This is a genomic window from Caulobacter sp. GW821-FHT09H08 (assembly GCF_059415885.1).
In genome coordinates this window covers 89932-115780 of the sequence record NZ_JBWKOC010000002.1, presented here as the reverse complement: position 1 = coordinate 115780, position 25849 = coordinate 89932, and the positions used below count along the sequence as shown (strand labels likewise).

Sequence of the window (25849 nt, the reverse complement as noted above, 5' to 3'; positions counted from 1 at the left end):
GAACTAAACCCCTCTCTCTGTGAGAGAGAGAGGGGCTCGTGATGCGAGCAGCGCCTAAGTCGTCAGCCGGACGATCACCCCGATGCCCAGGGCCGCGAAGGTCAGGGCGACGGGGATGGTCAGGATCTGGGCCAGGGCCGCGCCGCCGGTGACGTCACCGGTCCAGGTGGAGAGACCCCGCTCCATGAAGTCGGCGAAGTCCGGGCGGCGGAAGCCGTTCCGATGCGGCTCGGCCTTCAGGAACACCCATGGCACGCCCAGGTACATGGCCAGGTAGACGGCGCAGACACCCAGGTTGAACAGCACGTCGCCGGCGCCCAGGAAGGCCCAGGCGAAGGCGGCCAGGATCGCGCCGTAACTGCCGACGATCAGCCAGCCGACGGCCTTGGGCAGGTCCTCGGCGGCAGCCTCGCCCAGGCGGGGCTGCGCGGCTTCAGCGATCGGCGACGGTCCCTGATAGGGCTCGACGTTCGTGACGAAGACGGAATACGGCGCGTGTTCCATGGCTTGCGCTCCTTTTTGCGCTCTGAATCTAGGCTGCCAGCAATTCGTCGGCGGGGCCGAAGAACTCGTAGTGGATGCGGGCGGCGGGCACCCCAGCCTGGACGAGGCCGCTGACGAGGTTCCGCAGGAAGGGCTTGGGCCCGCACAGGTAGAAGTCCGCGCTGTCGAACGGCGTCGCATCCTTCAGCCAGTCGATCGAGACGAAGCCTTCGACATCGTGGGTCTGGCCCAGCACGTCGGCGGCCTGGGGCTCGCTGTAGAAGGTGGCGACCTTGGTCCGGCCGTGGGCGGCGGCGAGGCTGGCGACTTCCCCGCGCAGGGCGTGGACGTCGCCGTTCAGCGCCCCGTGGACGAAGTGGGCCTCCAGTTGCGGATGGTCAGCGGCGATGGCCTCCAGCATGGCGACCATCGGGGTGAGGCCGACGCCGCCGCTCAGCAGCACCACCGGCCGCTCGGCCGGCTTCAGGTGGAAATCGCCGGCCGGCGGCGTGGCCATCAGGACGTCGCCAACCTGGATGGCGTCATGCAGGTGGCCCGAGGCCAGCCCGTGCGCCTCGCGCTTGACCGAAATGCGATAGGTCTCGCCGTTGGCGGCCTGGCTGATCGAGTAGTTGCGCTTCACACCCTTCTCCGTCGGCGTGTCGAAGGTGAAGGTCAGGTACTGGCCCGGCTTGTGGGCCACGACCTTGCCGCCGTCCTGCGGGCGCAGCACGAACGAGGTGATCACCGCGCTCTCGCGGACCTTCTTCTCGACGACGAAGGCGCGCCAGCCGCGCCAGCCGCCCTCCTCCGCCTCGATCGCCTGTCGGATGCCCGCCTCGCGGCCCATCAGGATGTTGGCAAGCGCCCAATAGGCCTCGCCCCAGGCCTCCAGGATCTCGTCGGTGGCGGCCTCGCCCAGCACTTCCTTGATCGCGCCCAGCAGCGCGGTCGCGACGTAGGGGTAGTGCTCGGGCAGGATGTGATAGCCGACGTGCTTCTGGGCCATGCGCTCCACGGCGCCGCCCAGCACGCCCAGGTTGTCGATGTTCTTGGCGTAGGCCAGGACACCGCCCGCCAGGGCCTTCACCTGGGCGCCCGACTCCTGGTTGGCCTGGTTGAACAGGGCCCGAATGTGGTCGTCTTTGAACAGGCGGGCGTACATCGCCGTGGTGATCGCCGTGCCGTGTTCGGCCAGGGCGGGAACCGTCGCCTTCACCAGGGTGATCGTCTTGTCGCTCAGCGGGCTCGTCATCGAAGGACTCTTGGGTTAAAAGATGCAAACAAAATGCATCTATACTCATGCCAGAGTCGGAACAAGAAAAGATGCTCCTTAAGTACCTCTTTTAGCCCACCCGCTCGACGCGGCCGGAACGGACCTGTAAGCGAACCCGCAATGCGCCTGACCCGCTACACCGACTATGCGATCCGCGTGCTGCTGCACCTGGCCGCGCATGACGACCGACTGGTCTCGATCCAGGAGATCGCCGACGCCTACGGCATCTCCAAGGACCACCTGATGAAGGTGGTGCAGCAGCTGTCCAAGGCCGGCTTCGTGGCCGCCCAGCGCGGGCGCGGCGGCGGCTTGCGGCTAGGCCGACCTGCCACGGAGATCAGCATCGGCGGCGTCGTCCGCGAGACCGAGGACGGCTTCCAGTTGGTCGACTGCGCCAACTGCAAGGTCGCGCCCGTCTGCGGCCTGCCCCGCACGCTCAACGAAGCCACCGCCGCCTTCCTGGCCGTGCTGGACCGCCAGACCCTGGACCAGATCGTCGCCGACCAGACGGCGGCGCGGCGGCTGCTGTCGCTGGTCGCGAACTGAGGCTTGCGACGACTCCATATTTCGAATATTCGCGAAATATGGAAATGAACTCGGCCATCGAGCGGCTATCCGCGCTCTCCCACCCCGCGCGGCTGGCCGCGTTCCGGCTGCTGATCAAGGCCGGCCCCGACGGTCTGCCCGCCGGCGAGATCGCCCGCCTGACCGGCGCCCCGCCCAGCACCCTGTCCAGCCAGCTGGCGATCCTCGAGCGCTCGGGACTGACCCGCTCGCGCCGCGACGGCCGCTCGATCCTGCATGCGGCCGACTACGACGCCATGGGCGCGCTGGTCACCTACCTGGCCGAGGACTGCTGCGAGGGCGCCCCGGAGGCCTGCCTGCCGACCACCGCCTTCTCGTCGTGCAAGGCGCCGGCGTGAGCGCCTCCCTGCCCCGCCGCCTCGCCGCTGAAGCCCTGGGTACGGCCATGCTGCTGGCCGTGGTTGTCGGCTCGGGCGTGATGGGCCAGACCATAGCGCCATACGACGACGCCCTCGCCTTGCTCGGCAACACCTTGGCCACGGGCGCGGCGCTGGTGGTGCTGATCACCGTCTTCGGCCCGATCAGCGGGGCGCATTTCAATCCTGTCGTGACCCTGGCCATGGTCGCCCGACGCGAGATCGCGCCCGGCCACGCGGCGCTCTACGTCCTCGCCCAGGTCGGCGGCGCGTTGGCCGGCGTCTGGATCGCCCACGCCATGTTCGGCCAGGCCATGCTGCAGGTCTCGACACACACCCGCGATGGCGCCGCCCAGGTGCTCTCCGAAGCCGTCGCCACCTTCGGCCTGATGGCGACGATCCTGGGCGTCTCGCGGTTCCGTCCCAGCGCCACCGCCGCCTGCGTCGGGCTTTACATCACCGCCGCCTACTGGTTCACCGCCTCGACCTCGTTCGCGAATCCGGCCGTGACCTTGGCGCGTGGCCTGACCGACACCTTCTCGGGGATCGCCCCCGCCTCGATCCCGGGCTTCGTCCTGGGGCAGATCATCGGCGCCGTCCTGGCGGTCGCCGTCTTCGACTGGATGCTCAAGCAGGAGCCCGCATGACCGCCTTCCCCGTCACGATCTTCCACAATCCCAAGTGCGGGACGTCGCGCAACGTCGTGGCCATGGTCGAGGCCGCCGGCTACGCGCCCGAGATCGTCGAGTATCTGAAAGCCGGCTGGACCCGCGAGCAGCTGCTGGACCTCTCGGCCCGCTCCGGCCTGTCCGTGCGCGAGATGATGCGGGAGCGGGGCACGCCGGCCGAGGAACTGGGCCTGCTGGCCGACGGCGTCTCGGACGAGACCATCCTGGCCGCCATGGTCGAGCACCCGATCCTGGTCCACCGCCCGATCGTGGTGACCCTTAAGGGCGCGGCACTGGCGCGCCCCTCGGAGAAGGTCTTCGACCTGCTAGAACGCCGCCCGGACAGCTTCACCAAGGAAGACGGCGAGGTCGTCAAACCCTAGCTTCGTCCGCATACGGACGCAGTGTCGCAAAACTGTCGTCGAACTGTGACAAAAGCCCGGTCATCGGTCCGGCATGCTCCCCCAAGTCACCGGACGACACAGGATTTGACGACATGAACAAGCTCATTGGCGCGGTCGCGACGATCGCCCTGCTCGCCGTCGCCGACCAAGCGCACGCCGCCCGCGACTACGTCTGGGCCGCCGGCTCCTCGACCGTGTTCCCCTTCTCGACCCGCGTCGCCGAGAACTTCTCGAAGAAGTCCGGCAAGAAGTCGCCCAAGGTCGAAAGCCTGGGCACGGGTGGCGGCATCAAGATGTTCTGCGGCGGCACGGGCGAGAAGTTCCCCGACATCGCCAACGCCTCGCGCCCGATGAAGAAGTCCGAGTTCCAGGCCTGCCAGAAGGCCGGCGTGAAGGACATCGTCGAGATCAAGATCGGCTTCGACGGCATCGTCGTCGCGGTCGACAAGAAGGGCCCGGACTTCAACTTCAAGCTCGAGCAGCTGTACCTGGGCCTGGCCGACCAGAGCCTGCGCGGCGGCCAGCTGGTCAAGCAGCCCTACAAGAACTGGAACGAGGTCGGCCAAGGCCTGCCGAAGGCCCGCATCCTGGCCTACGGCCCGCCGCCCACCTCGGGCACCCGTGACGCCTTCATCGAACTGGCCATGGAAGGCGGCGCCGCCAAGCTCCCGAGCCTGGCCAAGCTGAAGGCCGACGACGAGAAGAAGTTCAAGGCCACCGTCTCGCCGATGCGCACCGACGGCGGCTGGGTCGACGCCGGCGAAAACGACAACGCCATCGTCGGCACCATCGAGAAGACCCCGAACGCCGTCGGCGTGTTCGGCTTCTCGTTCCTCGAAGAGAACGCCGCCCGCATCAAGGGCGCGGCGGTCAACGGCGTGAAGCCGACCCCGACGGCCATCGCCAGCGGCCAGTACCCGCTGTCGCGCTCGCTCTACATCTACGTGAAGAAGTCCCAGGTCGGCGTCACGCCGGGCCTGAAGGAGTTCATCGCCGAGTTCGTCTCGGACTCGGCCACCGGTCGCGGCGGCTACCTGCAAGGCCGTGGCCTGATCCCGCTGCCGCCGGCCGTGCACGGCCAGATGAAGCAGAAAGCCACCGCTATGCCGGCGATGCCGGCGCCGAAAGACTAAGGGTGCGGTCGCACGCTTGACCTTCTTCTCCAGTCGGCGCTCCATGGCGCCGACTGGAATTGGAGGCGACGATGGCCGACAAGGTCGAGGAACGACTGCGCGATCTGGAAGCGCTCGTGGTCAGGCAAGCCGAGCGGATCGAGGCGCTGGAAGACATGGTCCAGGCGCTGGGCCGCCTCTCGCATCGAGCGGCCGTCGCCCAGCTGCGCAAGCCCGAGGAAGAAGCCGCCTAAGGGCGCTTCGCCGGACAAGGACAAGGGGGCGGTCGGCGACGACCGCCCTTTCTCTTATTCCGACCCCTTGGCTTCGGCGTCGAGCGTCTGCCCGTACGGCTTCTCGTCTTCAGGGATCTCGTACCAGGACGGCTTGCCCGGCGCATATTCATGGAAGTCCGTCTTCAGCCCCGGATCGTCGTCCAGGCAATTGGCGGCGATGGCCAGGATGCGCCCGGCGTCCGGATCGCCCAGCGACGTGCCGCAGCGCTTGCAGAAGGTCCGGTTGAACTTCATCGGCGGCTTGGGCTGGTAGCGGACCAGCAGGTCCCTGCCCGCCAGCCAGTGAAACGCCTCGGCCCGAACATAGACATAGGTGCTGGAGCCGGCCTTGCGGCACCGCGAGCAATGGCACGTCCCCATCATCGCGGGTGGCTCGAACAGCTCGAAACGGACGCCGCCGCAGCAGCAACTTCCCTTGATCGTCAAACGCATCTCCTTGGAATGCCCAAGGAACCTGCGCCTCCCCTGCCGCCAGCTTGGTGTCAGCAGGCGATGGAACGATGTGCGGTGGGTTGTCGCGGTCTCTAGCGCGTGCGCGAGGTCATGCCGGCCGCCGCCGCGTCGTCGGCGACCTGCGGGTCCAGCGGCGGCAGAGGCTGGGCGGGCGGGCGCTCATGGGCAGGCGTTTGAGCCGGAGTCTCGGCAACAGGCGCGGAGGCCTCCACCTTGGGCGGCTTGGCTTTGCCGGAGCCTGAACCCATCGCGTCGGCGAGCGCGTCATCGGCCGCCGTGCGCACCTCGGCCGGGCCATCCTCGTAGCCGCCATCGCCACCGGCGCTGAAGAACAGGACGGTCCCGAACGTCGCCAGGACCCCGATCACGAACCCCAGGAGGATCCAACCGAACGGATTGCCGCGACGCTCGCTCATCTAGTCCCCTTTAGGTACCCGACCACCGCCGGACCGGACCGACGTCGACGTGCACGAAGTTGCTCGTGGGGTAGTAGCCCACGCCGCCGCGTCCGATGTCCAGAGCCGCGGCCCGGACGTATCGGAGATCGACGTCTTCCAGATAGATATCCATGGCCTTGCCGTCCATGTGCAAGCTGCGCTTGGCCACTTCGCCGCTGCGCTCGGCCAGCATCCTGTTGGTCGCCGCCGAGCGGTAGCCGGAGATCACCTGGAAGTGGCTCTTGCTGCCCGTGCGGGTCTGGATCTGGTCGAGGATGTCGTAAAGCTTGGTGTCCATCGGGTGGACTTCGTCGTTGCGATAGTCGCGCAGCACCTTGTTCAGGGCCACCACGGCGTCGGGCACGTACTCGCCCTTTTCCCAATAGACGGCTTCCAGCTTCTCGTCGGTGTGGATGTTGCGCAGCTTCACCCAGCGCGGCTCGACGGCCTTGCCGACAAGCGCGGTTACGGCCGGCGCGATGGGCTGCGCGGGCGCGGGAACCGGAACCTGCGGAACGGGTTTGCCTTCCAGGATCATGCCGATGATGTCGTCGTCGGCCCTCGCCGCGAGCGGCAGAAGTCCAGTCGCAAAAGCGCCCAGCCCCCACTGGAGCAGCTTACGTCGATGCATGTGTACGCCTTATACGCCCCACTCGAAGGCGCGAAGGACAACCCATCGACGTTAAGAAATCAAGCTGAGCCGGGGCGGAGTGCGGCAATCCGCTGCACGAGTTCGCGATCCCAGCCATACGGATCGTTGCGGAAATTGACCTGTCCGTCTGGCGTCACATAGGCCGTCCAGTACAGCAGGAAGACCGCGATCTGTTGCGGCAGCTTGGCCCGCACGGTGTCGCCCGAGGCCAGGGTCGTGTCGATCTTCTCGGGCGTCCAGGTGGCGTCATCGCCCATCAGCGCCTTGGCCAGTTCGATCGGTTTCTGCAGGCGCACGCAGCCGTGGCTGGCCAGGCGGCTGAAGCTGTCGAACTTCGAGCGGCTGGGCGTATCGTGCAGATAGACGCCGTAGGGATTGGCGAAGTCGAACTTCACCTGGCCCAGCGCCGCTTTCGGCCCGGCCCTCTGCTGCAGGCGCGAGCCGCCGTCGCCGGTCGGGATGACGATGAAGTCGTTGCGGCGCAGATAGCCAGGGCTAGCCCGTTCCTTAGGCCACAGCTCTTTGCTCGCGATCGAGGACGGCACGTTCCACGGCGGGTTCAGGACGATGCTGTGGATGTTCGACGACAGCATCGGCGTCTCGTCGCCCGGACGGCCAGTGACCGCGCGCATGGTAAGGGTCGGGACGTCGCGGCTGAACACCGACAGGATGGCGGCGGCCACGTTCACCTGGATCCGCTCGGCCGGCAGGGTCTGGGGCAGCCAGCGCCAGCGCTCCATATTGGCCGTGATCTGGTCGATGCGCTGCTCGACGGGGATGTTCAGGGCGTCCAGCGTCGACTTGCCGACGACGCCGGTCGGATTGAGGCCGAAGCGCTTCTGGGCTCGCTGCACCGCCAGGGTCAGGGCGGCGTCGAAGATCGGCGCGGCGTCGACGGCGATGGTCGGATCCTCGGCGGCCAGGCGCGCTTCCAGCGCCACGACGCGGGGGCCGGTCGCGCCCTGCTTCATGTCCGGACCGGCGGCCAGCGGCTGCCAGCCGCCCTTGGCCGCGATGTCACGATAGGTCGCCAGGCCCACGCGCAAGGTCTGGTAGCCGGTATAGGGCGGCGGCAGGCCGTCCATCCACTCGGCCAGGCGGTCCTGCTCCAGGGCGGCGACGAAATCGGCGGCGGGCTCGTAGGGCGCGGGACGCAGGCCCCACGCTTCCATGAAGCCGCTGGTCGGCAAGCGACCGGTGCGCACGGCGCGAGCATAGGCCAGGGTCTGGGCGACCAGTTGCGACTGGCCGGCGGCCCGGGCGGCCGGATCGCGCGATTGATAGAGGTCGAACGCTTGCTCCGGCGCGAAGGCCGAGAGCTCGAAGCCATGGGTATAGGCGTCGCCGAGCACGCGGCGCAGCACCTCGACCTGATCGGCGCGCAACTGGACAGCGGAAAGGTCGACTTGCGGCGGCGCCGGTCTGGCCGGAACGGTCGGCACGGCTTGCGGCGCCATCTGCACCGGACGCCCGCCGGCCAGGGGCGGACGCTGCGACTGGGCGTCGGCCGACGCGAGGGACAGAACGCTCAACGCCGTCGCCAGGACGACGCAGGATCTTTGAACTCGCATCACCTTCGAACAGCCCACCGAACGCTCGCGGCCATGCCGCGTTAAGGTTTCCAGATGCCGACGGAGCCGCTCGCCGTCAACGCGAGTCATCGCGAAAGACGAACCGCCCGCCCCGCCCGGCGTTCCTTTTCCAAACACAGGAACCCGCAAGCCACACCGTTGGTTTCACCCGGATTGGGGATCGGGGCGAATTTGCGGGGCGAACGCGATGGACAAGCACTTGAACAAGACGCTCGACCTCTATCCGATCGGCAATTGCGCGGTCAGCGCGCTGATCGACAACGCCGGCCGCTTCGTCTGGGGCTGCGCGCCGCGCGTGGACTCCGATCCGGTGTTCAGCGCCCTGCTGGACAACGCCGACCCCGACGGCGGCGAGGCCAAGGGCCTGTGGGACATCCAGGTCGATCGCCGCGCGGAGGTCCGCCAAGGCTATCTGCGCAACACGCCGATCCTGCGCACCGAGATCGCCGACGAGGACGGCGCTCGGATCGAGATCCTCGACTTTGCGCCGCGCTACATCCAGCACGGCCGCACCTTCCGCCCGACCGCCTTCATCCGCCTGATCCGGCCGATCGTCGGAGTGGCGCGCGTCACCCTGCGCCTGCGGCCCACGGCCGGCTGGGGCGCGAAGGTCGCCGAGCACACCCGGGGCTCGCACCACATCCGCTACCTGTGCTCGGACATGACCCTGCGCCTGACCACCGATGCGCCGGTCTCGCACATCCTGGAGGAGCGCACGTTCCGGCTGGAGCAGCCGATCGCCATGTTCCTGGGTCCCGACGAGGGCTTCGACGCGCCCGTCGGCCCGACCTGCGAGCGGATGCTGCGCGAAACCGAGAGCTACTGGAAGGACTGGGTCCGGGGCCTGGCCGTGCCGCTGGAATGGCAGACCGCCGTCATCCGCGCCGCCATCACCCTGAAGCTCTGCATGCACGAGGAAACCGGCGCCATCGTCGCGGCCCTGACCACCTCGATCCCCGAACACGCCGACAGCGGCCGCAACTGGGACTACCGCTACTGCTGGCTGCGCGACGCCTACTACGTGGTCCAGGCCCTGAACCGGCTGGGCGCGGTCGATATCCTGGAGAACTATCTCGGCTATCTGCGCAACATCGTCGACCGGGCCGCCGGTGGCCACATCCAGCCCCTGTTCGGCGTCGGGTTCGAGGAGCAGCTGACCGAACGCTTCGCCCCCGACCTGCCCGGCTATCGCGGCATGGGACCGGTGCGGGTCGGCAACCAGGCCTTCGAGCACATCCAGAACGACGTCTACGGCCAGATCATCCTCTCCACGGTCCAGGCCTTCTTCGACGAGCGCCTGCTGCGACCGGCCACGGTCGAAGACTTCGAGGCCCTGGAGCCCGTCGGCGAGCGCGCCTACCAGATGCACGACCACCCCGACGCCAGCCTCTGGGAGTTCCGGGGCCGGGCCAATGTCCACACCTATTCCTCGGCCATGTGCTGGGCCGCCTGCGACCGCCTGGGCAACGCCGCCGAGAAGCTGGGCCTGAAGGAGAAGGCCGCCTTCTGGAACGACCGCGCCGCACGGATGCGCAAGACCATTGAGGATCGCGCCTGGAACGAGGAACTGGGCCGCTTCTCGTCCACATTCGAGGGCGACGTCCTGGACGCCTCGCTGCTGCAGCTGGTCGACCTGCGCTTCCACAGGCCCGACGACCCGCGCAACGTCGCCACCCTGAAGGCGATCGAGGACGGCCTGCGTCGCGGGGCCTACCTGCTGCGCTACGCCATCCCCGACGACTTCGGCTCGCCACAGACGGCGTTCAACATCTGCACCTTCTGGCTGATCGAGGCCCTGCACCTGTCGGGTCGCACCGAGGAGGCCCGCGAGCTCTTCGAGGACATGCTGTCACGCCGCACCGGCGCGGGACTGTTGTCGGAGGACATCGGCTTCGCGGACGGTGAGCTGTGGGGCAACTATCCACAGACCTATTCCCTGGTCGGCCTCATCAATTGCGCGGTCCTGCTGAGCCGCCCCTGGACGTCCGTCCGATAAGCTTGACCATTCATCTTGAAATTGTCGCCCGACGCCGACTAAACAATCGGTGGAATAGGGGTGGGCATGACGATCATCACAGGTACGGCCGCAAGCGAAACCCTGAGTGGGACGCCCGAGGGAGATGAAATCCGCGGCGGCGGCGGCGGCGACACCCTCCTCGGCCTCGGCGGCGCCGATGTGATCTACGGCGACCAGGGCTCGGATATCCTGGACGGCGGCGATGGCGACGACAGCCTTGTAGACACGGTGGGCGGCGGCGATCGGCTCTATGGCGGGGCCGGCGCCGACCAACTCTACGTGGTCCGCGAAAATGCGACCTCGGTAGTGGATTCCATCCTAATGGACGGCGGCGCGGGCGCCGATCGGATAAGCTTCACAGGCTTCTCGCCTCGCAACGAGAAGGTGACCGTCCTGGGCGGCGACGGCGACGACTGGATCGACATCTCGAACGCCAAGGAAACCGTCATCGATGGCGGCGCCGGCAACGACAGGATCCAGGTCAACATCCTCGCCGAGGCCACTGTCACCGGCGGCGCAGGCTCCGACACGATCATCCTGTATTTCCAGGCGCCGCCGAGCGCTGGCCAGGGCGTCGCGACGATCAAGGACTTCGCTGTCGGCGACGGCGGCGATCGCTTCGATATCGGGGCCATCGCGGGCAACACCCGCTTGGGCATCGAGTGGGCCTATGAGACCAACCCGTTCGCCGATGGCATCCTTCGCCTCACGCAGAACGGAGCCGACGCCGTCTTGCAATACAAGGCGAGCGGCGGCTTTCGCGATCTGGTCATCTTCCAGTCGGTCAACGCCGCGAGCATCCAGGCCGTCAACTTCATGGGCTGGTCGCCCACGGGCGGCCCTCGCGAGGGCATGCACACGTTCGGCAGCGAGGTCGACGACTACCTCGCCGGTTCGCCCGTCAACGACCTGCTCGAAGGCGGAACCGGCAATGACCGCCTCAACGGCTTTGCGGGCGCTGACACGCTGTTGGGCGGTGACGGCGGCGATATGCTGTTCGGCGGTCTCGGCGACGACACGCTCGAGGGCGGCGCGGGCGACGACACGCTGTACGGCGGCAACGACATCGGCCTCGAGGGCCCGCCGGACGGCGCCGACATCCTCCGAGGCGGCGCAGGCGTCGATACGGCCGCTTTTATGGACAGGGTGGTCATCGATCTTTCGGGCAGCGGTCGCGGCTCCGCTTCCACGGCCAACGACGTCTACGACTCCATCGAGCGCTTCCAGTTGTCGTTCGACTCCGATCGTTTCATCGGCGGCGCCGGTGACGACTACGTCTTGGGCGGCCAGGGCGCCGACACCCTGGAAGGCGGCGCGGGCAATGACACGCTCTACGGCGAGCTTGGCCCGGATACGTTCCTGGTTGGCTCGGGCGAGAACCTGGTGTTCGCGGACTTCGACGACACGCTGAGCTTCGCCGACCAGACCGGGGCGGTGACCTACGACCTGTCCAAGGCCGGACGCCAGGCCCTCCCGGCCGACGCCGCAGTGACGGTCACGGGCTTCCTACGCCACATCTCCGGCTCGCAGTACGGCGATACGTTCATCGGCAGCTCGACGTCGAACCAGATCTCGGGCGGCGCCGGCGACGACACCATCACCGGCGGCCTGGGCGACGATACGATCGACGGCGGCGATGGCGTCGACACCGCGCACTACAGCGGCGCGTTCGCGGACTACACCTTCTCCACCGGCCTTCGCGGTCTCTACATTTCTGACAAGCGTGCGGTTCGCGACTCCCAGGATCTGCTGATCAACGTCGAGAAGCTGGTCTTCACCGACCGCACGGTGACCCTGGGTGATCAGGCGATCACCTTCGCCGCGGCCACGATCCTGCGGAGCGATCCCCTGCAGGGGGCGACCGGCGCCCTGGTCACCGACCTCTGGTCCAAGTTCGCCGCCGGAACGGTGTCCCGAGCCCAGGCGGTCTCGGCATTGGTCGGCGCGGCCGACGCCACGACCTCGGTGGCGGCCATGGCCTACCAGTTCTTCACCAGCAAGGTCCCGAGCCAGGCCGGCATGGACTATCTGGTCTCGCCGGAAGGACCCAACACCAACAACCTCAACAGCGCCTACTACCAGAGCTTCAATCTGGAGAACCGCTACATCAACTTCGCCGTCAACCTCGGCAAGCTCGGGGAAGGCAAGGCTTCCTTCCTGGCCAAGTACGGCGCCTACTCGCTCTTCGAGGCGACCAAGGTCGCTTACAAGGCCATCTTCGGAGGGACGCCGACCGACGAGAAGGTCCATGCCCTGATCGATTCCCGCGTCGACTATTTCGCCGGCTACGGCGGCGATGGTCCGGCCGGTATCGGGACCAAGGCGGCCATGGTGGGCTGGCTTCTGGCCGAGGCGCAGAAGGCCGACCTGGGCGTCATGGCGCGGTCGATCAACAGCTGGCTCGCCGACAGGGCGGACGACGACGACACCTACTTCTTCGGCATCAATGTGCTGGCGGTGGCCTACGACTACTGGCGCCCGGAGTATATCTACAGCGGCGCCTGACAGGGCGCGCTGGAACCAATGGCTCGGCCAATCGTTGCCCGGCGCGGACCGTTCGCGCCGGGGCGGCGGCATATGTCGATGTTGCGATCTCGGAAAACTTTGAAATCTGGACGTCACACGCGGCTGGCACGTGCAAAACTCCGACATTTGGAATCGTCAGGCGGAGGAACGCGACGGTGAGCCGTAAACTGGTCCTGGTAGGTGTCTTGGGATGTGTCGCGTCCGGCGCGGCGCATGCGCAGGACGCCGCCGCTCCCTCTTCCGCTCTCGTCGCTCAGGCTCCCGCCCAGACCCCCACGCCCGCCGTGCGTCCGGCCCAGCGCGCCGCCGCACCCGCCGCGACGCCCGCGAAGAAAGCCGTCACGCCCGAGGATCTGGACACCGAGGTCGAGGCCGTCACCATCACCGCCAGCGGCAAGCCGTTCGGCGCGGTGCTGGGCGACATCCCGCCGGAGACGACCCTCAGCGCCGCCGACGTCCGCTCGTTCGGCGTCAGCTCGATCACCGACCTGCTGACCGAGCTCGCGCCCCAGACCACCAGCGCCTCGGGCGGCGATCCGGTCACCCTGCTGAACGGCCGCCGCATCTCGAACCAGGGCGAAATCCGCGACATCCCGACCGAAGCCATCCAACGCGTCGAGGTCCTCCCCGAGGAAGTGGCGTTGAAATACGGCTACTCGGCCGACCAGAAGGTCGTGAACATCGTCCTGCGCCAGCGCTTCCGGGCCCACACCTTCGACGGCACGGTCGGCGGCTCCGTGGCCGGCGGCCAGATGAGCGAGCAGGTCAACTACAGCCAGCTGCGCCTGAACCGCCGGGGCCGCACCAACCTCGGCGTGCGCGTGCAGAACACCGACGCCCTGCTCGAAAGCGACCGCGACCTGGTCAGCCGGGCCAACAGCGGCTTCTACGACTTCACCGGCAATGTCACGGCCGTCGGATCTGGCGAGATCGACCCCGCCTTCAGCGCCCTCGCCGGCTCCCCGATCACCGTGGCCGGCGTCCCCGGCTCGGCGGCGACCGCCGCGCCCAGCCTCGCGGCCTTCCTGCCGACGGCGGGCAAGGCCAATCTCAGCGACATCGGCGACACCCGGACGCTGCAGCCCAAGAACCGCCAGATCGAGATCAACAGCGTCACCAACCGGTACATCTGGGACAACGTATCGGCGACGCTGAACCTAACGGCCAAGGCGTCGCAGAGCGACTCCCTGCAGGGGCCCGCCCGCGCGCGCTTCATCATCCCGACGGGCGACGCCTTCTCGCCGTTCGGCCGCGATGTCGCCCTCTACCGCTATCTCGGCGAGCTGGACCCGCTGGGCCAGACTTCGCGCAACCTGTCGGGCCATGCCGGCTTCACCTTGAACCGCGACACGGAAGACCTGCGCCTGTCGCTGACCGGCAACTACGATCACGCGGTCACCAAGACCGAGACCGATCGCGGCGTCGACATCACCAGCATCCAGGCCCGCCTGACCGCCCGCGATCCAACGCTCAACCCGTTCGCACCGCTCACCGGAACGCTGCCCCTCAACACCGACCGCGCCAAGTCGACCACCGACACCGCCGACCTGCAGTTCGTGGCCAACAAGGCCCTGCTCAAGTTCAAGGCCGGCGACCTCTCCTCGACCCTGAAACTGGGCGCCAGCGGAACCAAGCTCAGCGCCACCTCGCTGCGGTCCGGCGTCCAGAGCGACAGCGACCTCTCCCGCAGCGACGCCAGCGCCCAGGTCAGTTTCGACCTGCCCCTGGCCAGCCGCCGCAAAGGCGTGCGCGCCGAGGTCGGCGACCTGTCGGTCAACCTGAACCTGGCCGCTCGCCAGGTGTCGGACTTCGGGACCCTGACCACCATCGGAACCGGCATGAACTGGTCGCCGGTCAAGCCGCTGAGCTTCCAGCTCTCGGTCACCCGCCAGGAGAACGCCCCCAGCATCCAGCAGCTGGGCAATCCGCTGGTCACCACGCCCAACGCCCAGGTCTTCGACTATGTGCGCGGCGTCAGCGTCGACGTCACCCGCATCAGCGGCGGCAATCCGAACCTGAAGGCCGAGGAGCGCAACGTCCTGCGCCTGGGCGCCACCTACAAGCCCGAGAAGATCCAGGGCCTGTCGCTGACCGCCAACTACAGCCGCATTCGCACCGACAATCCGGTCGCCGGCTTCCCGGCCGTCACGGCGGCGGTCGAGACCGCGTTCCCCGACCGCTTCACGCGCGACGCGGGCGGCAACCTGACCCGTATCGACAGCCGCCCGGTCAACTTCGCCAAGCGCGAGAGCGAGCAGGTCCGCTGGGGCCTGAACTTCTCCCGCCAGATCGGCACGCCGCCCCCGCCGCCGCCCGGCAGCTTCCAGCGCCGCGGTCCGGACGGCCAAGGCGGGCAGGGCCAAGGTGGACAAGGACAAGGTGGCCGTCAGGGCGCCGGCCAAACTGGCGCTCAGGCCAACACCCAGGCGAACGCGGCCGGCCAGAGCGCCCAGCCGCCCGGCATGGACCTCCTGCGCCGCGCGCCCGGCGAGGGCGAAACCGAGCGTCCGACGCCCCGCAGCGACGGCGATACGGCCACGCCTCAAGCCCAGCCCCAATCGACCGGCGAGGATCCGCGCACCGCGACCGGCGCCGACACCGGCGGCCAGCGCGCGCAAGGCGGCGGCGGCCAGGGCGGCGGCAATCGCGGCTTCGGTGGCGGCGGTGGTGGTGGCTTCGGCGGTCGGGGCGGCGGCGGTGGCGGCAATCCGCGCGCCACGCGTCTGCAACTGGCCGTCTTCCACACCATCCATCTGCGCGAGCAGGTGACGATCGCCGGCAACATCCCGACCCTCGACCTGCTGGACGGCGACGTCCTGGGCTCGGGCGGCGGCCAGGCCCGGCACGAGGTTGAGGCCCAGGCGGGCCTCACCCACTACGGCCTGGGCGCGCGCCTGTCGGCCAACTGGAAGAGCGGCACCCACGTCAACGCCGGCGTCGGCGGCGCATCCACCGATCTGGACTTCTCCAGCCTGGCGACGCTGAACCTGCGCCTCTTCGCCGACCTCGGGGTTCGGCGCGAACTGGTCCAGAAGCACCCGATCCTGCGCGGCACACGCCTGACCCTGTCGGTCAACAACCTGTTCGACCAGCAGCAGACGGTGCGCGACGCCAACGGCGTGACGCCGGTGACCTACCAGCCGGACTACCTGGACCCGCGCGGCCGGGTGATCCAGTTCAACATCCGCAAGCTGCTGTTCTAGCGGCGCCCACTCGGTAAGCAGCCGCACACGATCGCGTCAGCTTGAGCACATGACGGGATCGAACGCCGCCGTACGGCGTTCTTGGCGCATGTTGCTTACCAATGAGGGGGTTCTCGCCATGACCGCGGCTCAGCCGGTCTCGCGGGCGGAGTCTGTCGATCTCCCGCCTCCGCCTTTCGACCTTCCGCGCCGCTCGGCGCTGTTCCTGGACCTCGACGGCACCCTGGCGCCGATCATGCCCAGGCCTGACGACGTGGGCCCCGACCCGTACCGCGCGCGCCTGGTGGCGCGTCTGCGCTCGGCGTTCGAGGATCGCGTCGCCGTGGTCAGCGGCAGATCCCTGCCCGACCTGGATCACATCCTGAGCGGCGGCGTCATGGCCATCGCCGCCGTCCACGGCCTGGTGCGCCGCAGCGCCGACGGAACCGTGGCCACGCGCGAGCCGCACCACGGCCTGGACGACGCCCGTCGCATCCTGGGCGAGCTGGCCCACTGCGAGCGCGGCCTGCTGTTCGAGGACAAGGGCCTGAGCGTCGCCCTGCACTACCGCGCCGCCCCAGCCTGCGGCGAGGCCGTGATCGAAGCGGCCGAGCGCCTGTCGCAAGCCACGGGCTTGGTCCTGCAGCTCGGCGACAAGGTGGCCGAGCTGCGCACGCCCGGCGCCGACAAGGGCTCGGCCGTCGGCGCCTTCATCCGCGAGGCCCCGTTCGTCGGCGCCACGCCGATCTTCATCGGCGACGACCTCACGGACGAGGACGGCTTCAAGGCCGCCCGCCGCCTGGGCGGTTTCGGCGTCCTGGTCGGCGAGCCGCGCCCGACCGAGGCGCGCTATCACCTCGCCGACACCAACGCCGTCTATCGCTGGCTGGAAGGGCTGAGCGCGCCCCAGAGGGCTCACGCATGAGCCGGCTGATCATCGTCTCCAACCGCGTCAATCCGCCGAACCCGGCGGAGGGCGGCGAAGGCTCGGTCGGCGGCCTGGCCATGGCCCTGGCCGCGGCCCTACGCGAATATTCCGGCATCTGGTTCGGCTGGAGCGGCAAGACCATCCCGGAGTTCACCGGCCAGCTGAACATGCAGCGGATCGAGGGCGTGACGGTCGCCACGGTCGATCTCGATGAGACCGACTACCAGGAGTATTACAACGGCTACGCCAACAAGACGCTGTGGCCGCTGTTCCACTATCGCGTCGACCTGACCGCCTATGACCGCTCGTTCGGCGAGGGCTACGACCGGGTCAACAAGCGCTTCGCCGACACCCTGCTGCCGCTGATCGAGCCGGACGACATCATCTGGGTGCACGACTACCACCTGATCCCGATGGCCCGGGAGCTGCGGCGGATGGGCGTGACCAACCGGATCGGCTTCTTCCTGCACATCCCCTGGCCGGCCCACCAGCTGGTCACCACCCTGCCCCGCCACCGCGAGCTGGTAGAGGCGCTGTTCCACTACGACCTGCTGGGCTTCCAGACCGAGGAGTCGCTGCACGCCTTCGAGGGCTACGTCTTCTCCGAGGTGCACGGCTCCAAGAACCGGCTGGGCGAGCTGCAGGCGTTCGGCCAGACACTGCACGCCTCGGCCTTCCCGATCGGCGTCGACGCCAAGGACTTCGCCGAGATCCTGAAGGGCGAGACCGCCCAGAAGGTCTATGACCGGATGATGGCCCACAGCGTCTTCCGCAAGATGATCGTGGGCGTGGACCGCCTCGACTACTCCAAGGGCCTGGAAGAGCGGCTGATCGGCTTCGAGCGGTTCCTGCACGACCACCCCGACCAGGTGCGCGAGACCATGCTGCTGCAGATCGCGCCGCTGTCGCGCGACGAGGTCGAGGCCTATCAGGACCTGCGCGGGCGGCTGGATGGCCTGATCGGCCGGATCAACGGCGCCTATGCCGAGATGGACTTCACGCCCATCCGCTATGTGAACCGCTCGTACCGCCGCGACGAACTGGCCGGGGTGTACCGCGCGTCCAAGGCGGCGCTGGTGACGCCGCTGCGCGACGGCATGAACCTGGTGGCCAAGGAATATGTCGCCGCCCAGGACCCCGACGATCCCGGCGTGCTGATCCTTTCCCGTTTCGCCGGCGCGGCGCGGCAGATGAAGGACGCCCTGATCATCAATCCCAACAGCCCGGAGGAAATCTCCGACGCCCTGGAACGCGCCCTGTCGATGGACCTCTCCGAGCGCAAGCGCCGCTGGGAAGCCCTGTTCGACAACGTCACCCGCGAGGACGTCACCGCCTGGCGCGACGACTTCGTGGCGGCGCTGCGGACGCGGCCGGTGGGCGGTCGGGACGGCGAGGCGAAGAAACCGGCGCCGGTGCGGAGCCTGGACGTGGCGGCCAAGGCGCTGCGCGCGGGTCCTGAGGCCAAGGCGATGCGGGCTTAGTCCCCTTCCTTCTCCCCTTGCGGGAGAAGGTGTCAGCGAAGCTGACGGATGAGGGGTTGAAAGACCTCACCGGATAGCGGAGCGAGACCCCTCACCCGACCCACTTCGTGGGCCACCCTCTCCCGCAAGGGGAGAAGGAGAAGCGCGCCTTCAGCGCTCGCCCATCTCGTCGATCAGCCTCTTCAGCTTCTCGACCTCGTCGGCCTTCAGCGGCCGGTGCTGGGCGAAGTGGCTGATCAGCGGGGCCAGCTGGCCCTCGAACAGGCGATCCAGCAGGCCCTGGCTCTCGGAGTGCACATAGGCGCTGCGGTCGATCAGCGGGCGATAACCGTGCTTGCCCTCGGCGCGCTCGGACTTGATCGCCTTCTTCTTCAGCAGGCGATTGATCAGCGTCTTGACGGTGGCCTCGCCCCATTGCTGCGACGCGCCAACCTCGGCGACCAGATCGTCGGCCGACAGCGGGTGGCGGCGCCAGAGCGCTTCCATGACGTGGGCTTCGGCGGCTGTGATGTGCATGACGCTTACATCCGTAATTCAACGGGGGACGCTATACCCGCTATTACGTGTGTCAAGCGGAAGGCGATCACACTTTCGACCGTCGCGCTCTACGCCGCCCGCGCCGCCACGATCAGGCCCATCGGCGAACAATCCTCCAGCACCGGAGCCAGGCTGAGTTCGATCTCGCGCTCGCCGCCGTTCTTGACCAGCAGGGTCGCGGCGGTCACCGCGGGCTCGTTGGTCCGCAGCACGCTCTCGATCCGCGCGGCCAGGGCGTGGCGCTCGGCCGGCCGGATCACGTCGGTCAGGCGATAGTCGATCAACTCCTCGACCTTGAAGCCGGTCATGGCCGCGAAACGCTCGTCCAGTTCGGCGAACACGCCCCGGATGTTGAGTCGCGCCGCCCCCACGTCGTGCAGGTTCGAGGTCGCCGTCCGGAAGGCGTCCGCCGTCTGGTAGCGCCGCCGCAGGTCGCGCTCCTCGCTGCGATTCAGCAGCAGCAGCGCGACGCCGCCCGGATAGGGGAAGGTCCTCATGCTGCAGCGACGGTCGCCGCTGGGCGAGGCGCCGGCCTCGAATTCGGTGATCTCCCCGGCCTTCAGCGACCGCAGCAGGTGCTCGCCGACCAGGGCCTGCCCGGGCGCGGGAAACAGTTCGGCCCAGCCGAGACCATCCAGTTGCCCGCCGCTTAGCCCGGCCAGGGCCTCGAACGGATGGTTGACCTGCACGACCTTCAGGTTCTCGTCGAAGGCCACGAACGCCTCGGTCATGGCCCCGAGCAGGGCCGAGAGCGCCGTTTCCGAGCGCGGACCTGTCTCGCGCCCCGCCGCTTCACCCGATGTACTGAAGAAGTGGGCGGCCGACACCACCGCCACGCGCGGCCTGCCGTGGTGGGTGACGATGACCGGCGCCTCCAGCGCCCGATCCTGCCAATGTCCGAAATTGCGGCTGATCTCGCCGGCCGTGACCGACAGAGGCTCCGGTGCATGTGATTTCAAGACGACCTCCTCGCTGTCCGTAAAACGCGTAAAAGGGCCGACTAACCGACCGAAACTCTGTCCTCCCTCGATCTTAGGTTAATAACGCTATCGTTGTATCTAGGTTGCCACAACACCCGTAGCGCGCGCAACCAGTGTGGCAGGATGTCGCATGAATCCCGTGAAATCCTGAGAATGGGGCTGTTACCAATCCAAAGTCGTGCAGGCGCACACTTCTCTTCCCAAAGAGGAGCAGTCGCATGTCGGAACGCAAAAAGCGCAACCCGGCCCGCGGAGCCGAGAGCGGCGCGGTGGCGGTGGAATTCGCGATCCTGGGCCCGGTCTTCCTGATCCTGATGATCGGGACGATGGTCTGGGGACAATACCTTTGGACCGCCCACGCCGTGCAGCAGCTGGCCAACGACTCGGCCAGAGCCGCCCTGGCCGGCCTGGACGTCGCCGAGCGGGAAGCCCTGGCCCGCACGACCCTGGCCAACGAAGTGACCGACTACGCCAACCTCCGGCCCGCTGCGGCCACGGTCTCGGTCGACGACCGCACCGACCGCCTCACCGTCTCGGTCAGCTACGACACCTCGGGCGCCAGCTTCCGGATGTTCTCGGACCTGATCCCCGCGCCCCCCACGATGGTCAAGCGCCAAGCCACGGTGCGCCTGGGGGGCTATTGACATGGCCCCTCGCCTCACCCGCGATTTCGCCCGCAACCGGGACGGCGGCGTGGCGGTGATGGGCGCGGTCGGGATGTTCGTCCTGATCGCCTTCTCCGCCCTGGCCGTCGACCTCGGCTCGGTGTTCGTCCAGACCCGCCGCCTGCAGGGCGCGACCGACCTGGCCGCCATGGCCGCCGCCCGCGACCTGGACCACGCCGAGGCCGCCGCGCGGGCCACCGCCCTGGCCAACGGCTGGACCGGCCCACTGACTGTCACCGTTGAGAAAGGCGCCTACGCCGGCGACTCGGCCGTCGCCGCCGCCGCGCGCTTCACGCCGGGCGCGACCGATTCCAACGCCGTGCGCGTGCGACTGTCCAGCGAGGCCCCGCTCTATTTCGGCCAGGTCCTGACCGGCAAGACCGGCCTGAAGATCAACCGCCAGGCCACGGCCGCCCGCGCCGACCTCGCCAGCTTCTCGATCGGCACGCGCCTGGCCGCCCTGGACGGCGGCGTCGCCAACGCCCTGCTGGCCGCCCTGACCGGCTCGAACGTCAACCTGTCGGTGATGGACTACCAGGCCCTGGCCGACGCCGACGTCGAGCTCTTCAGCTACCTCGACGCGGTGAAGACCGAGGCCCACCTGACCGCCGCCTCGTACGACGATGTCCTCAACACCGACATCACCACGGGCAAGGCGCTGAAGGGCCTCTCCCGCGTCCTGTCGAGCAAGGGCCAGACCCGCGCGGCCAGCGCCGCCAACAGCCTGGCCCTGGCCGCCGCCGATCGCACGCCGACCAAGCTGAGCAAACTGTTCGACGTCGGCCCCTACAGCCAGCAGAGCCGCGTCGTCGGCGGCAGCGGGGCCAAGGTGCAGCTGGACGCCATGAACCTCTCCAAGGCCGTCCTGGAACTCTCCAACGGCGCCCGGCAGGTGCAGCTGGACCTCGGCGCGACCGTGCCCGGCGTCTCCAGCCTGACCGCCTGGCTGGCGATCGGCGAGCCGCCGAACCACTCGCCCTGGATGACCATCACCGACAGCCGCGAGGTCATCGTCCGCACCGCCCAGACCCGTCTCTACCTGGAGGCCAAGGTCGGCGGCTCGGGCCTGCTGTCGGCCGCCCAGGTGAAGCTGCCGGTGCTGGTCGAGGCCGCCTCCGGCGAGGCCAAGCTCAAGGACATGACCTGCGCCACCGGCGAGGCCACCCTCGATGTCCGCCCGGGCCTCGGCAAGCTGGCGATCGGCGAGATCGACACCGGGTCGCTGAACGACTTCGGAACGGCCCTCACGCCCAGCACCGCCACCCTGGCCAAGGCTCCGCTGTTCAGCGTGACCGGCAAGTCGTCGGTATCGCTGGGCGGCCAGGCCTGGCAGGCGGTGAAGTTCAGCCAGAGCGAGGTGCGCAGCGGCGCGGTCAAGACCGTCTCCACCCGCGACCTAGCCCAGGCGACGGTGTCCAGCCTCCTGAGCGGCCTGACCCTGAAGGCCAACATCCTGGGCCTCGGGCTGGGTCTCGGCGAATCCGCCCTGACGAGCGCCGTCGCCGCCATCCTCACGCCCCTCGCCTCGCCGCTGGACGACGTGCTGAACAGCCTGACCGACCTCGTCGGCGTGCGCCTGGGCCAGGCGGATGTCCGGATGAACGGCCTGCGCTGCCGCGACGCCGCCCTCGTCGCCTGACTTCTCTTCTCCCAGAACGACCTCGTTTCCAGAAAGGAAGCCCCCGCGATGCCCCTCTCCCGCCACCACCTGCGCCCCCTCCACGGCGCGCCGCCTTCGGAGTTCAGCCTGCTGGGCTCGAGCTTCGAGGCGCCCAACATCCGGGGGCGGCTGCACGCCATCTGCGCGCTCTACGCCCACACCCCGGCGCAGGATCGGCGGCTGGAACTGGTGGACGCCCTGGAGGAGCTGACCCTGGAGGTCGCGCACCTGCTGGCGCTGGACCTGCTGGAGAACGGCTGGCGGCCGGACGACGTAGCGGCCTAGGGTCTCGCCCTAGGTCCTGGCCGGCGCCAGCCCGCCCCGCGCGATCGCCCGGACCATCGCCGCCAGCAACGTCCCCGGCTCCACCGGCTTGGGCACCGCGCCGCAGAACAGCGCTTCGTCCACCTCCGGCTCGCGATCCGCAGAGAAGGCCAGGATCGGCACGGCCCGCGCGCCTGCCGCATCGCGGATCCGGCGCGCGGCGCTGATCCCGTCCAAGCCGGGCATTCGCAGGTCCATCAGGATCAGGTCGAAGACTTGGCGACTGGCCATGTCGACCGCCTCGCCGCCGTCGCATGCCTCCGCCACCTCGGCCCCGAAGGCCTGCAGGATGGTGCGCAGCAGGAGGCGGTTGGCCGGATTGTCGTCAGCGACCAGCACGCTGCGGCCGCTGACGCCCGCGGCCTGCTCGTCGGCCTCGGCCGTTCCCTCGATCTCGACCATGCGCAACGGGATCGAGAACCAGAAGCGCGAGCCCTCGCCCGGCGTGCTCTCTACGCCGATCTTGCCGCCCATGGCGTCGATCAGGCCCCTGCAGATGGCCAGGCCCAGCCCCGTGCCGCCACTGCCGTCCAGGCCGCCGCCCTTGACCTGCGAGAACCGCACGAACAACCGCTCGACGCCCTCGGCCGTGATGCCCGGCCCGCTATCGGTGACCACGCAGATCATCGACTGACCGTCGTCCGAAGGCCCCAGGCTGACCCGGACCGCGCCAGACCGCGTGAACTTCACCGCGTTGCCAGTCAGGTTCAAAACCAGCTGCCGCACCCGCTCGGGATCGGCCAGCACCCACGCCGGCGTCGCGGGATCGACATCCAGCTCCAGTTCCAGCCGCTTGGCGTCGGCCTGGGGTTCGAGCAGCGCCACGGCCTCGCGGACGCAGGCCCCGATCGAGATCGGGCGCGGCCGGATCTCGACATGGCCGTCCTCCAGCTTGGAGAAGTCCAAGAGGTCGTTGATCGTGTGCAGCAGCGCCTCACCGGCGTTCATGATCCGGCGGACCATGGCCCGGCTGTCCTCGGGCAGGTCGCCGCGCCGGTCCATCAGGCGCGAGAACCCCAGCACCGCCGTCAGCGGGGTCCGCAGCTCGTGGGTCATGTTGGCCAGGAAGGCCGACTTGGTGCGCGCGGCGGCCTCGGCCACCCGGCGGGCCTCGGCCAGTTCCTGCTCGCGCTCGTGGCGCTCGGTGACGTCGCGCACGACGCCCATGATCGCGACCCGCTCGCCGCGCTCGTCCAGCTCGACCGCCGTCAGGGCCTCCAGACGCCGCTCGACACCGTTGGCGTGGCGAAGACGGAAGTTCGTGAACGGCCGCCCCTCCTCGAACGGGCGCGCGTCGCGGAGCAGCTCCTCCACGCGCGGACGGTCGTCCGGGTGGACAAGGCCCAGCACCGAATCTGCATCCAGCGCCGCCCCGCGCGGCAGGTCGTGCAGGTCGTACATCTCGTCCGACCAGTCGACCTGGGCGGTGGCGTAGTCGTAGCGCCAGTGACCCAGCCCGCCCATGGATTCAGCCATCCGCGCGCGCCGGGTCTCGGCCTCGGCTTCGTCGCGGGCCATGGCCAGTTCGAGCAGCAGCCCCTCGCGCTCGCGGTATTCCAGCTGCTTGGCCAGGGCAGCGCCCAAGGTCTCGGCGACCAGGGTCACGGTCTCGATGTCGTCGCGGTCGAAGGCGTTGGGCGCGGCGTCGAAGGCCTTCAGCACGCCGACGGCCACGCCGTCCTGGAACAGCGGCGCGCAGACCATCGAGCGAATGCCGACCGCCGCGCACTTCTCCTTGTCGACACGCGGGTCGTCGTGCGCGTCGGCGCAATGCAGCAGCTGTCCCTCGCGCGCCGCCATGCCCGACAGCGAGGTGTGCTTGGACAGCCGCAGGCCCAGGTATTGGGCGTGGTCGGCGTTGATGGCGACGTAGACCATCTCTTCGCCATCGACCAATTCCACGACCACCCCGCCCGCGCCGAAAATCGAGCGCAGCAGATCGACCGACATCTGCATGAATTCGTCGAGGTCGAAATCCGCCGCCACCAGCCTCGATTGCGCACGGCAGATTTCAAGCAGGTGGCGGTTCCGCCGCTCCAGGTAATCTAGAAGTCGATCTTTACGATACACCAACGGTTGCACCCTGCGGAACACGACTTACGGCGAAGTAGTCTGCTAAGAACGCTGTTCTACTGTTACGTTTACCATGGTTTCAAGGAAGGTCTTGCGCCTCGCAATTGAAATACGCGGCCCGGCACGACCCTGACGGGAACCTTGGCCATGACAGCACTGTCCTCCGGAGGGCCAAGGCCTCATTGTCAATGACACCGGTTTCCACTAGAGACGTGGCAACACCCGCCAAGCGGGACCCCCAAGTGGGGAATGGTGCCGAAATTCGAGGGAGGATCCGCGGCGTGACCGTTTCTGAGGCCGAGAGCGAGGTTTTCACCCCCGCGGCCATCGCCCCCCAATTCGTCAAGGCTCGCCAAGAGGGCGTTTCAGTCCCCGGCTATCCGGGCGGCGTGATTCCCTCGAGCATGGCTGAAGGCTACTCCGTCCAGGACATCGCCATCGATCTGTGGCCCGACGAACTGGTCGGCTGGAAGGTCGGCCTGGTGCCCCCGCAGCATCGCGAACGCCTGGGCGCCGAGCGCCTGGCCGGCTGCATCTTCAAGTCCAAGGTCCAGGACGCCTCGACCAACGGCGAACCTAACCAATATCGCGCCATCTCGGGCGGCTTCTGCGCCGTCGAGGCCGAGTTCATCATCCGCCTGGGCAAGGACGCTCCGGCCGACAAGACTGAATGGACCGCCGAGGAAGCCGCCGAATATGTCGGCGAACTGCTGGTCGGCGTCGAGATCGCCGGCAGCCCGCTGGCCACCATCAACGCCCTGGGCCCCACCGTGGTGTGCTCTGACTTCGGCAACAACGATGGTCAGATCATTGGTCAGGCCATTTCCAACTGGCGCGACGTCGCCTGGGAGGATATGCCGGTCGAGACCTTCATCAACGGCAAGTCGGTCGGTAAGGCGACCGCCGCGACGATCCCGGGCTCTCCGCTGGCCGCCCTGGCCTTCCTGCTCGGAACCGTCGCCGCGCGCGGCAAGCCGCTGAAGAAGGGTCAGATCGTCACCACCGGCGCCACCACGGGCATTCACGACGTGGTCGCCGGCGATGTCGCTCACATCGATTTCGGCCCTTACGGAACGGTGGACTGCGTCGCCGTGGCGGCGAAATAACAAAGCGCGAGCGCGGCGCCGGAAATCGCATGTCGATTTCGCGGAACGCCGTGTTC

At 68.3% G+C, this 25849-nt stretch carries 24 protein-coding genes; 15 read left to right on the top strand and 9 right to left on the bottom strand.

Annotated features, from left to right (window positions below):
- Window positions 1-54 precede the first annotated feature (54 nt).
- Together AC07NN_RS05880 and hmpA are read right to left on the bottom strand one after the other, a co-directional pair.
- Window positions 55-504 carry a hypothetical protein gene (locus tag AC07NN_RS05880; protein WP_494638447.1) on the bottom strand — a complete coding sequence of 150 codons (450 nt, stop codon included), beginning with the start codon at window positions 502-504 and terminating at the stop codon, window positions 55-57.
- 28 nt (window positions 505-532) lie between these two features.
- Window positions 533-1738, bottom strand: a complete 1206-nt coding sequence (hmpA, locus tag AC07NN_RS05875) for an NO-inducible flavohemoprotein (protein ID WP_494638445.1) — start codon at window positions 1736-1738, stop codon at window positions 533-535.
- 141 nt (window positions 1739-1879) lie between these two features.
- On the opposite strand from hmpA, the gene AC07NN_RS05870 reads away from it, so the two are divergent.
- The 6 genes from AC07NN_RS05870 (at window position 1880) to AC07NN_RS05845 (ending at window position 5138) form a co-directional block, all read left to right on the top strand.
- Entirely contained in the window at window positions 1880-2305 is a 426-nt protein-coding gene (locus AC07NN_RS05870) for an Rrf2 family transcriptional regulator (RefSeq protein ID WP_494638443.1), read from the top strand.
- Between the two features lie 44 nt (window positions 2306-2349).
- Entirely contained in the window at window positions 2350-2682 is a 333-nt protein-coding gene (locus tag AC07NN_RS05865; RefSeq protein WP_494638440.1) for an ArsR/SmtB family transcription factor, read from the top strand.
- Window positions 2679-3347, top strand: a complete 669-nt coding sequence (locus AC07NN_RS05860) for an MIP/aquaporin family protein (protein ID WP_494638438.1) — start codon at window positions 2679-2681, stop codon at window positions 3345-3347. Before AC07NN_RS05865 ends, AC07NN_RS05860 begins: the two co-directional genes overlap by 4 nt.
- Window positions 3344-3751: an arsenate reductase (glutaredoxin) gene (arsC, locus tag AC07NN_RS05855; RefSeq protein ID WP_494638436.1), complete on the top strand. Its 408-nt coding sequence runs from the start codon at window positions 3344-3346 to the stop codon at window positions 3749-3751. The genes AC07NN_RS05860 and arsC overlap by 4 nt, the downstream gene beginning before the upstream one ends.
- A 113-nt stretch (window positions 3752-3864) precedes the next feature.
- Entirely contained in the window at window positions 3865-4905 is a 1041-nt protein-coding gene (locus AC07NN_RS05850) for a substrate-binding domain-containing protein (RefSeq protein ID WP_494638434.1), read from the top strand.
- A gap of 71 nt (window positions 4906-4976) precedes the next feature.
- On the top strand, window positions 4977-5138 hold the full coding sequence (locus tag AC07NN_RS05845) for a hypothetical protein (RefSeq protein ID WP_494638432.1): 162 nt from the start codon (window positions 4977-4979) through the stop codon (window positions 5136-5138).
- Between the two features lie 54 nt (window positions 5139-5192).
- Here AC07NN_RS05845 and AC07NN_RS05840 read toward each other — a convergent pair whose 3' ends face one another.
- The 4 genes from AC07NN_RS05840 to AC07NN_RS05825 form a co-directional block, all read right to left on the bottom strand.
- Window positions 5193-5606: a GFA family protein gene (locus AC07NN_RS05840; RefSeq protein ID WP_494638430.1), complete on the bottom strand. Its 414-nt coding sequence runs from the start codon at window positions 5604-5606 to the stop codon at window positions 5193-5195.
- Between the two features lie 98 nt (window positions 5607-5704).
- Window positions 5705-6049, bottom strand: a complete 345-nt coding sequence (locus tag AC07NN_RS05835) for a hypothetical protein (RefSeq protein ID WP_494638428.1) — start codon at window positions 6047-6049, stop codon at window positions 5705-5707.
- 10 nt (window positions 6050-6059) lie between these two features.
- Window positions 6060-6701 carry a peptidoglycan L,D-endopeptidase MepK gene (gene mepK / locus AC07NN_RS05830; RefSeq protein WP_494638426.1) on the bottom strand — a complete coding sequence of 214 codons (642 nt, stop codon included), beginning with the start codon at window positions 6699-6701 and terminating at the stop codon, window positions 6060-6062.
- Window positions 6702-6760: 59 nt separating this feature from the next.
- On the bottom strand, window positions 6761-8296 hold the full coding sequence (locus AC07NN_RS05825; protein ID WP_494638424.1) for a L,D-transpeptidase family protein: 1536 nt from the start codon (window positions 8294-8296) through the stop codon (window positions 6761-6763).
- Between the two features lie 205 nt (window positions 8297-8501).
- Here AC07NN_RS05825 and AC07NN_RS05820 point away from each other — a divergent pair, with 205 nt between their 5' ends.
- From AC07NN_RS05820 to AC07NN_RS05800, 5 genes are all read left to right on the top strand, one after another.
- Window positions 8502-10310, top strand: a complete 1809-nt coding sequence (locus AC07NN_RS05820; protein ID WP_494638422.1) for a glycoside hydrolase family 15 protein — start codon at window positions 8502-8504, stop codon at window positions 10308-10310.
- A 66-nt stretch (window positions 10311-10376) separates the two neighbouring features.
- Window positions 10377-12836, top strand: a complete 2460-nt coding sequence (locus tag AC07NN_RS05815; protein WP_494638419.1) for a hypothetical protein — start codon at window positions 10377-10379, stop codon at window positions 12834-12836.
- A 176-nt stretch (window positions 12837-13012) separates the two neighbouring features.
- Entirely contained in the window at window positions 13013-16060 is a 3048-nt protein-coding gene (locus AC07NN_RS05810; RefSeq protein WP_494638417.1) for a TonB-dependent receptor, read from the top strand.
- A 118-nt stretch (window positions 16061-16178) separates the two neighbouring features.
- A complete protein-coding gene (gene otsB / locus AC07NN_RS05805; protein ID WP_494638415.1) occupies window positions 16179-16964 on the top strand; it encodes a trehalose-phosphatase in 786 nt (261 codons plus the stop codon).
- The gene (locus tag AC07NN_RS05800) at window positions 16961-18448 is read left to right on the top strand and encodes an alpha,alpha-trehalose-phosphate synthase (UDP-forming) (RefSeq protein WP_494638413.1); all 1488 of its coding nucleotides are present in this window, start codon (window positions 16961-16963) and stop codon (window positions 18446-18448) included. The genes otsB and AC07NN_RS05800 overlap by 4 nt, the downstream gene beginning before the upstream one ends.
- A gap of 150 nt (window positions 18449-18598) precedes the next feature.
- Here AC07NN_RS05800 and AC07NN_RS05795 read toward each other — a convergent pair whose 3' ends face one another.
- Together AC07NN_RS05795 and AC07NN_RS05790 are read right to left on the bottom strand one after the other, a co-directional pair.
- Window positions 18599-18964, bottom strand: coding sequence for a BlaI/MecI/CopY family transcriptional regulator (locus AC07NN_RS05795; protein WP_494638411.1), 366 nt, complete (start codon window positions 18962-18964; stop codon window positions 18599-18601).
- 89 nt (window positions 18965-19053) lie between these two features.
- Window positions 19054-19944: a PAS domain S-box protein gene (locus tag AC07NN_RS05790; RefSeq protein ID WP_494638410.1), complete on the bottom strand. Its 891-nt coding sequence runs from the start codon at window positions 19942-19944 to the stop codon at window positions 19054-19056.
- Window positions 19945-20183: 239 nt separating this feature from the next.
- On the opposite strand from AC07NN_RS05790, the gene AC07NN_RS05785 reads away from it, so the two are divergent.
- The 3 genes from AC07NN_RS05785 to AC07NN_RS05775 are packed head-to-tail and all read left to right on the top strand — an operon-like array spanning window position 20184 to window position 22575.
- The gene (locus AC07NN_RS05785) at window positions 20184-20609 is read left to right on the top strand and encodes a TadE/TadG family type IV pilus assembly protein (protein ID WP_494638408.1); all 426 of its coding nucleotides are present in this window, start codon (window positions 20184-20186) and stop codon (window positions 20607-20609) included.
- Between the two features lies 1 nt (window position 20610).
- Window positions 20611-22269, top strand: coding sequence for a TadG family pilus assembly protein (locus AC07NN_RS05780; protein WP_494638406.1), 1659 nt, complete (start codon window positions 20611-20613; stop codon window positions 22267-22269).
- Between the two features lie 48 nt (window positions 22270-22317).
- Window positions 22318-22575: a hypothetical protein gene (locus tag AC07NN_RS05775; RefSeq protein ID WP_494638403.1), complete on the top strand. Its 258-nt coding sequence runs from the start codon at window positions 22318-22320 to the stop codon at window positions 22573-22575.
- A 9-nt stretch (window positions 22576-22584) separates the two neighbouring features.
- Here AC07NN_RS05775 and AC07NN_RS05770 read toward each other — a convergent pair whose 3' ends face one another.
- Entirely contained in the window at window positions 22585-24600 is a 2016-nt protein-coding gene (locus AC07NN_RS05770) for a hybrid sensor histidine kinase/response regulator (protein ID WP_494638401.1), read from the bottom strand.
- Between the two features lie 368 nt (window positions 24601-24968).
- On the opposite strand from AC07NN_RS05770, the gene AC07NN_RS05765 reads away from it, so the two are divergent.
- Window positions 24969-25793 (top strand): 2-keto-4-pentenoate hydratase, encoded by an 825-nt coding sequence (locus tag AC07NN_RS05765; RefSeq protein ID WP_494638398.1) that lies wholly within the window; start codon window positions 24969-24971, stop codon window positions 25791-25793.
- Window positions 25794-25849 lie beyond the last annotated feature (56 nt).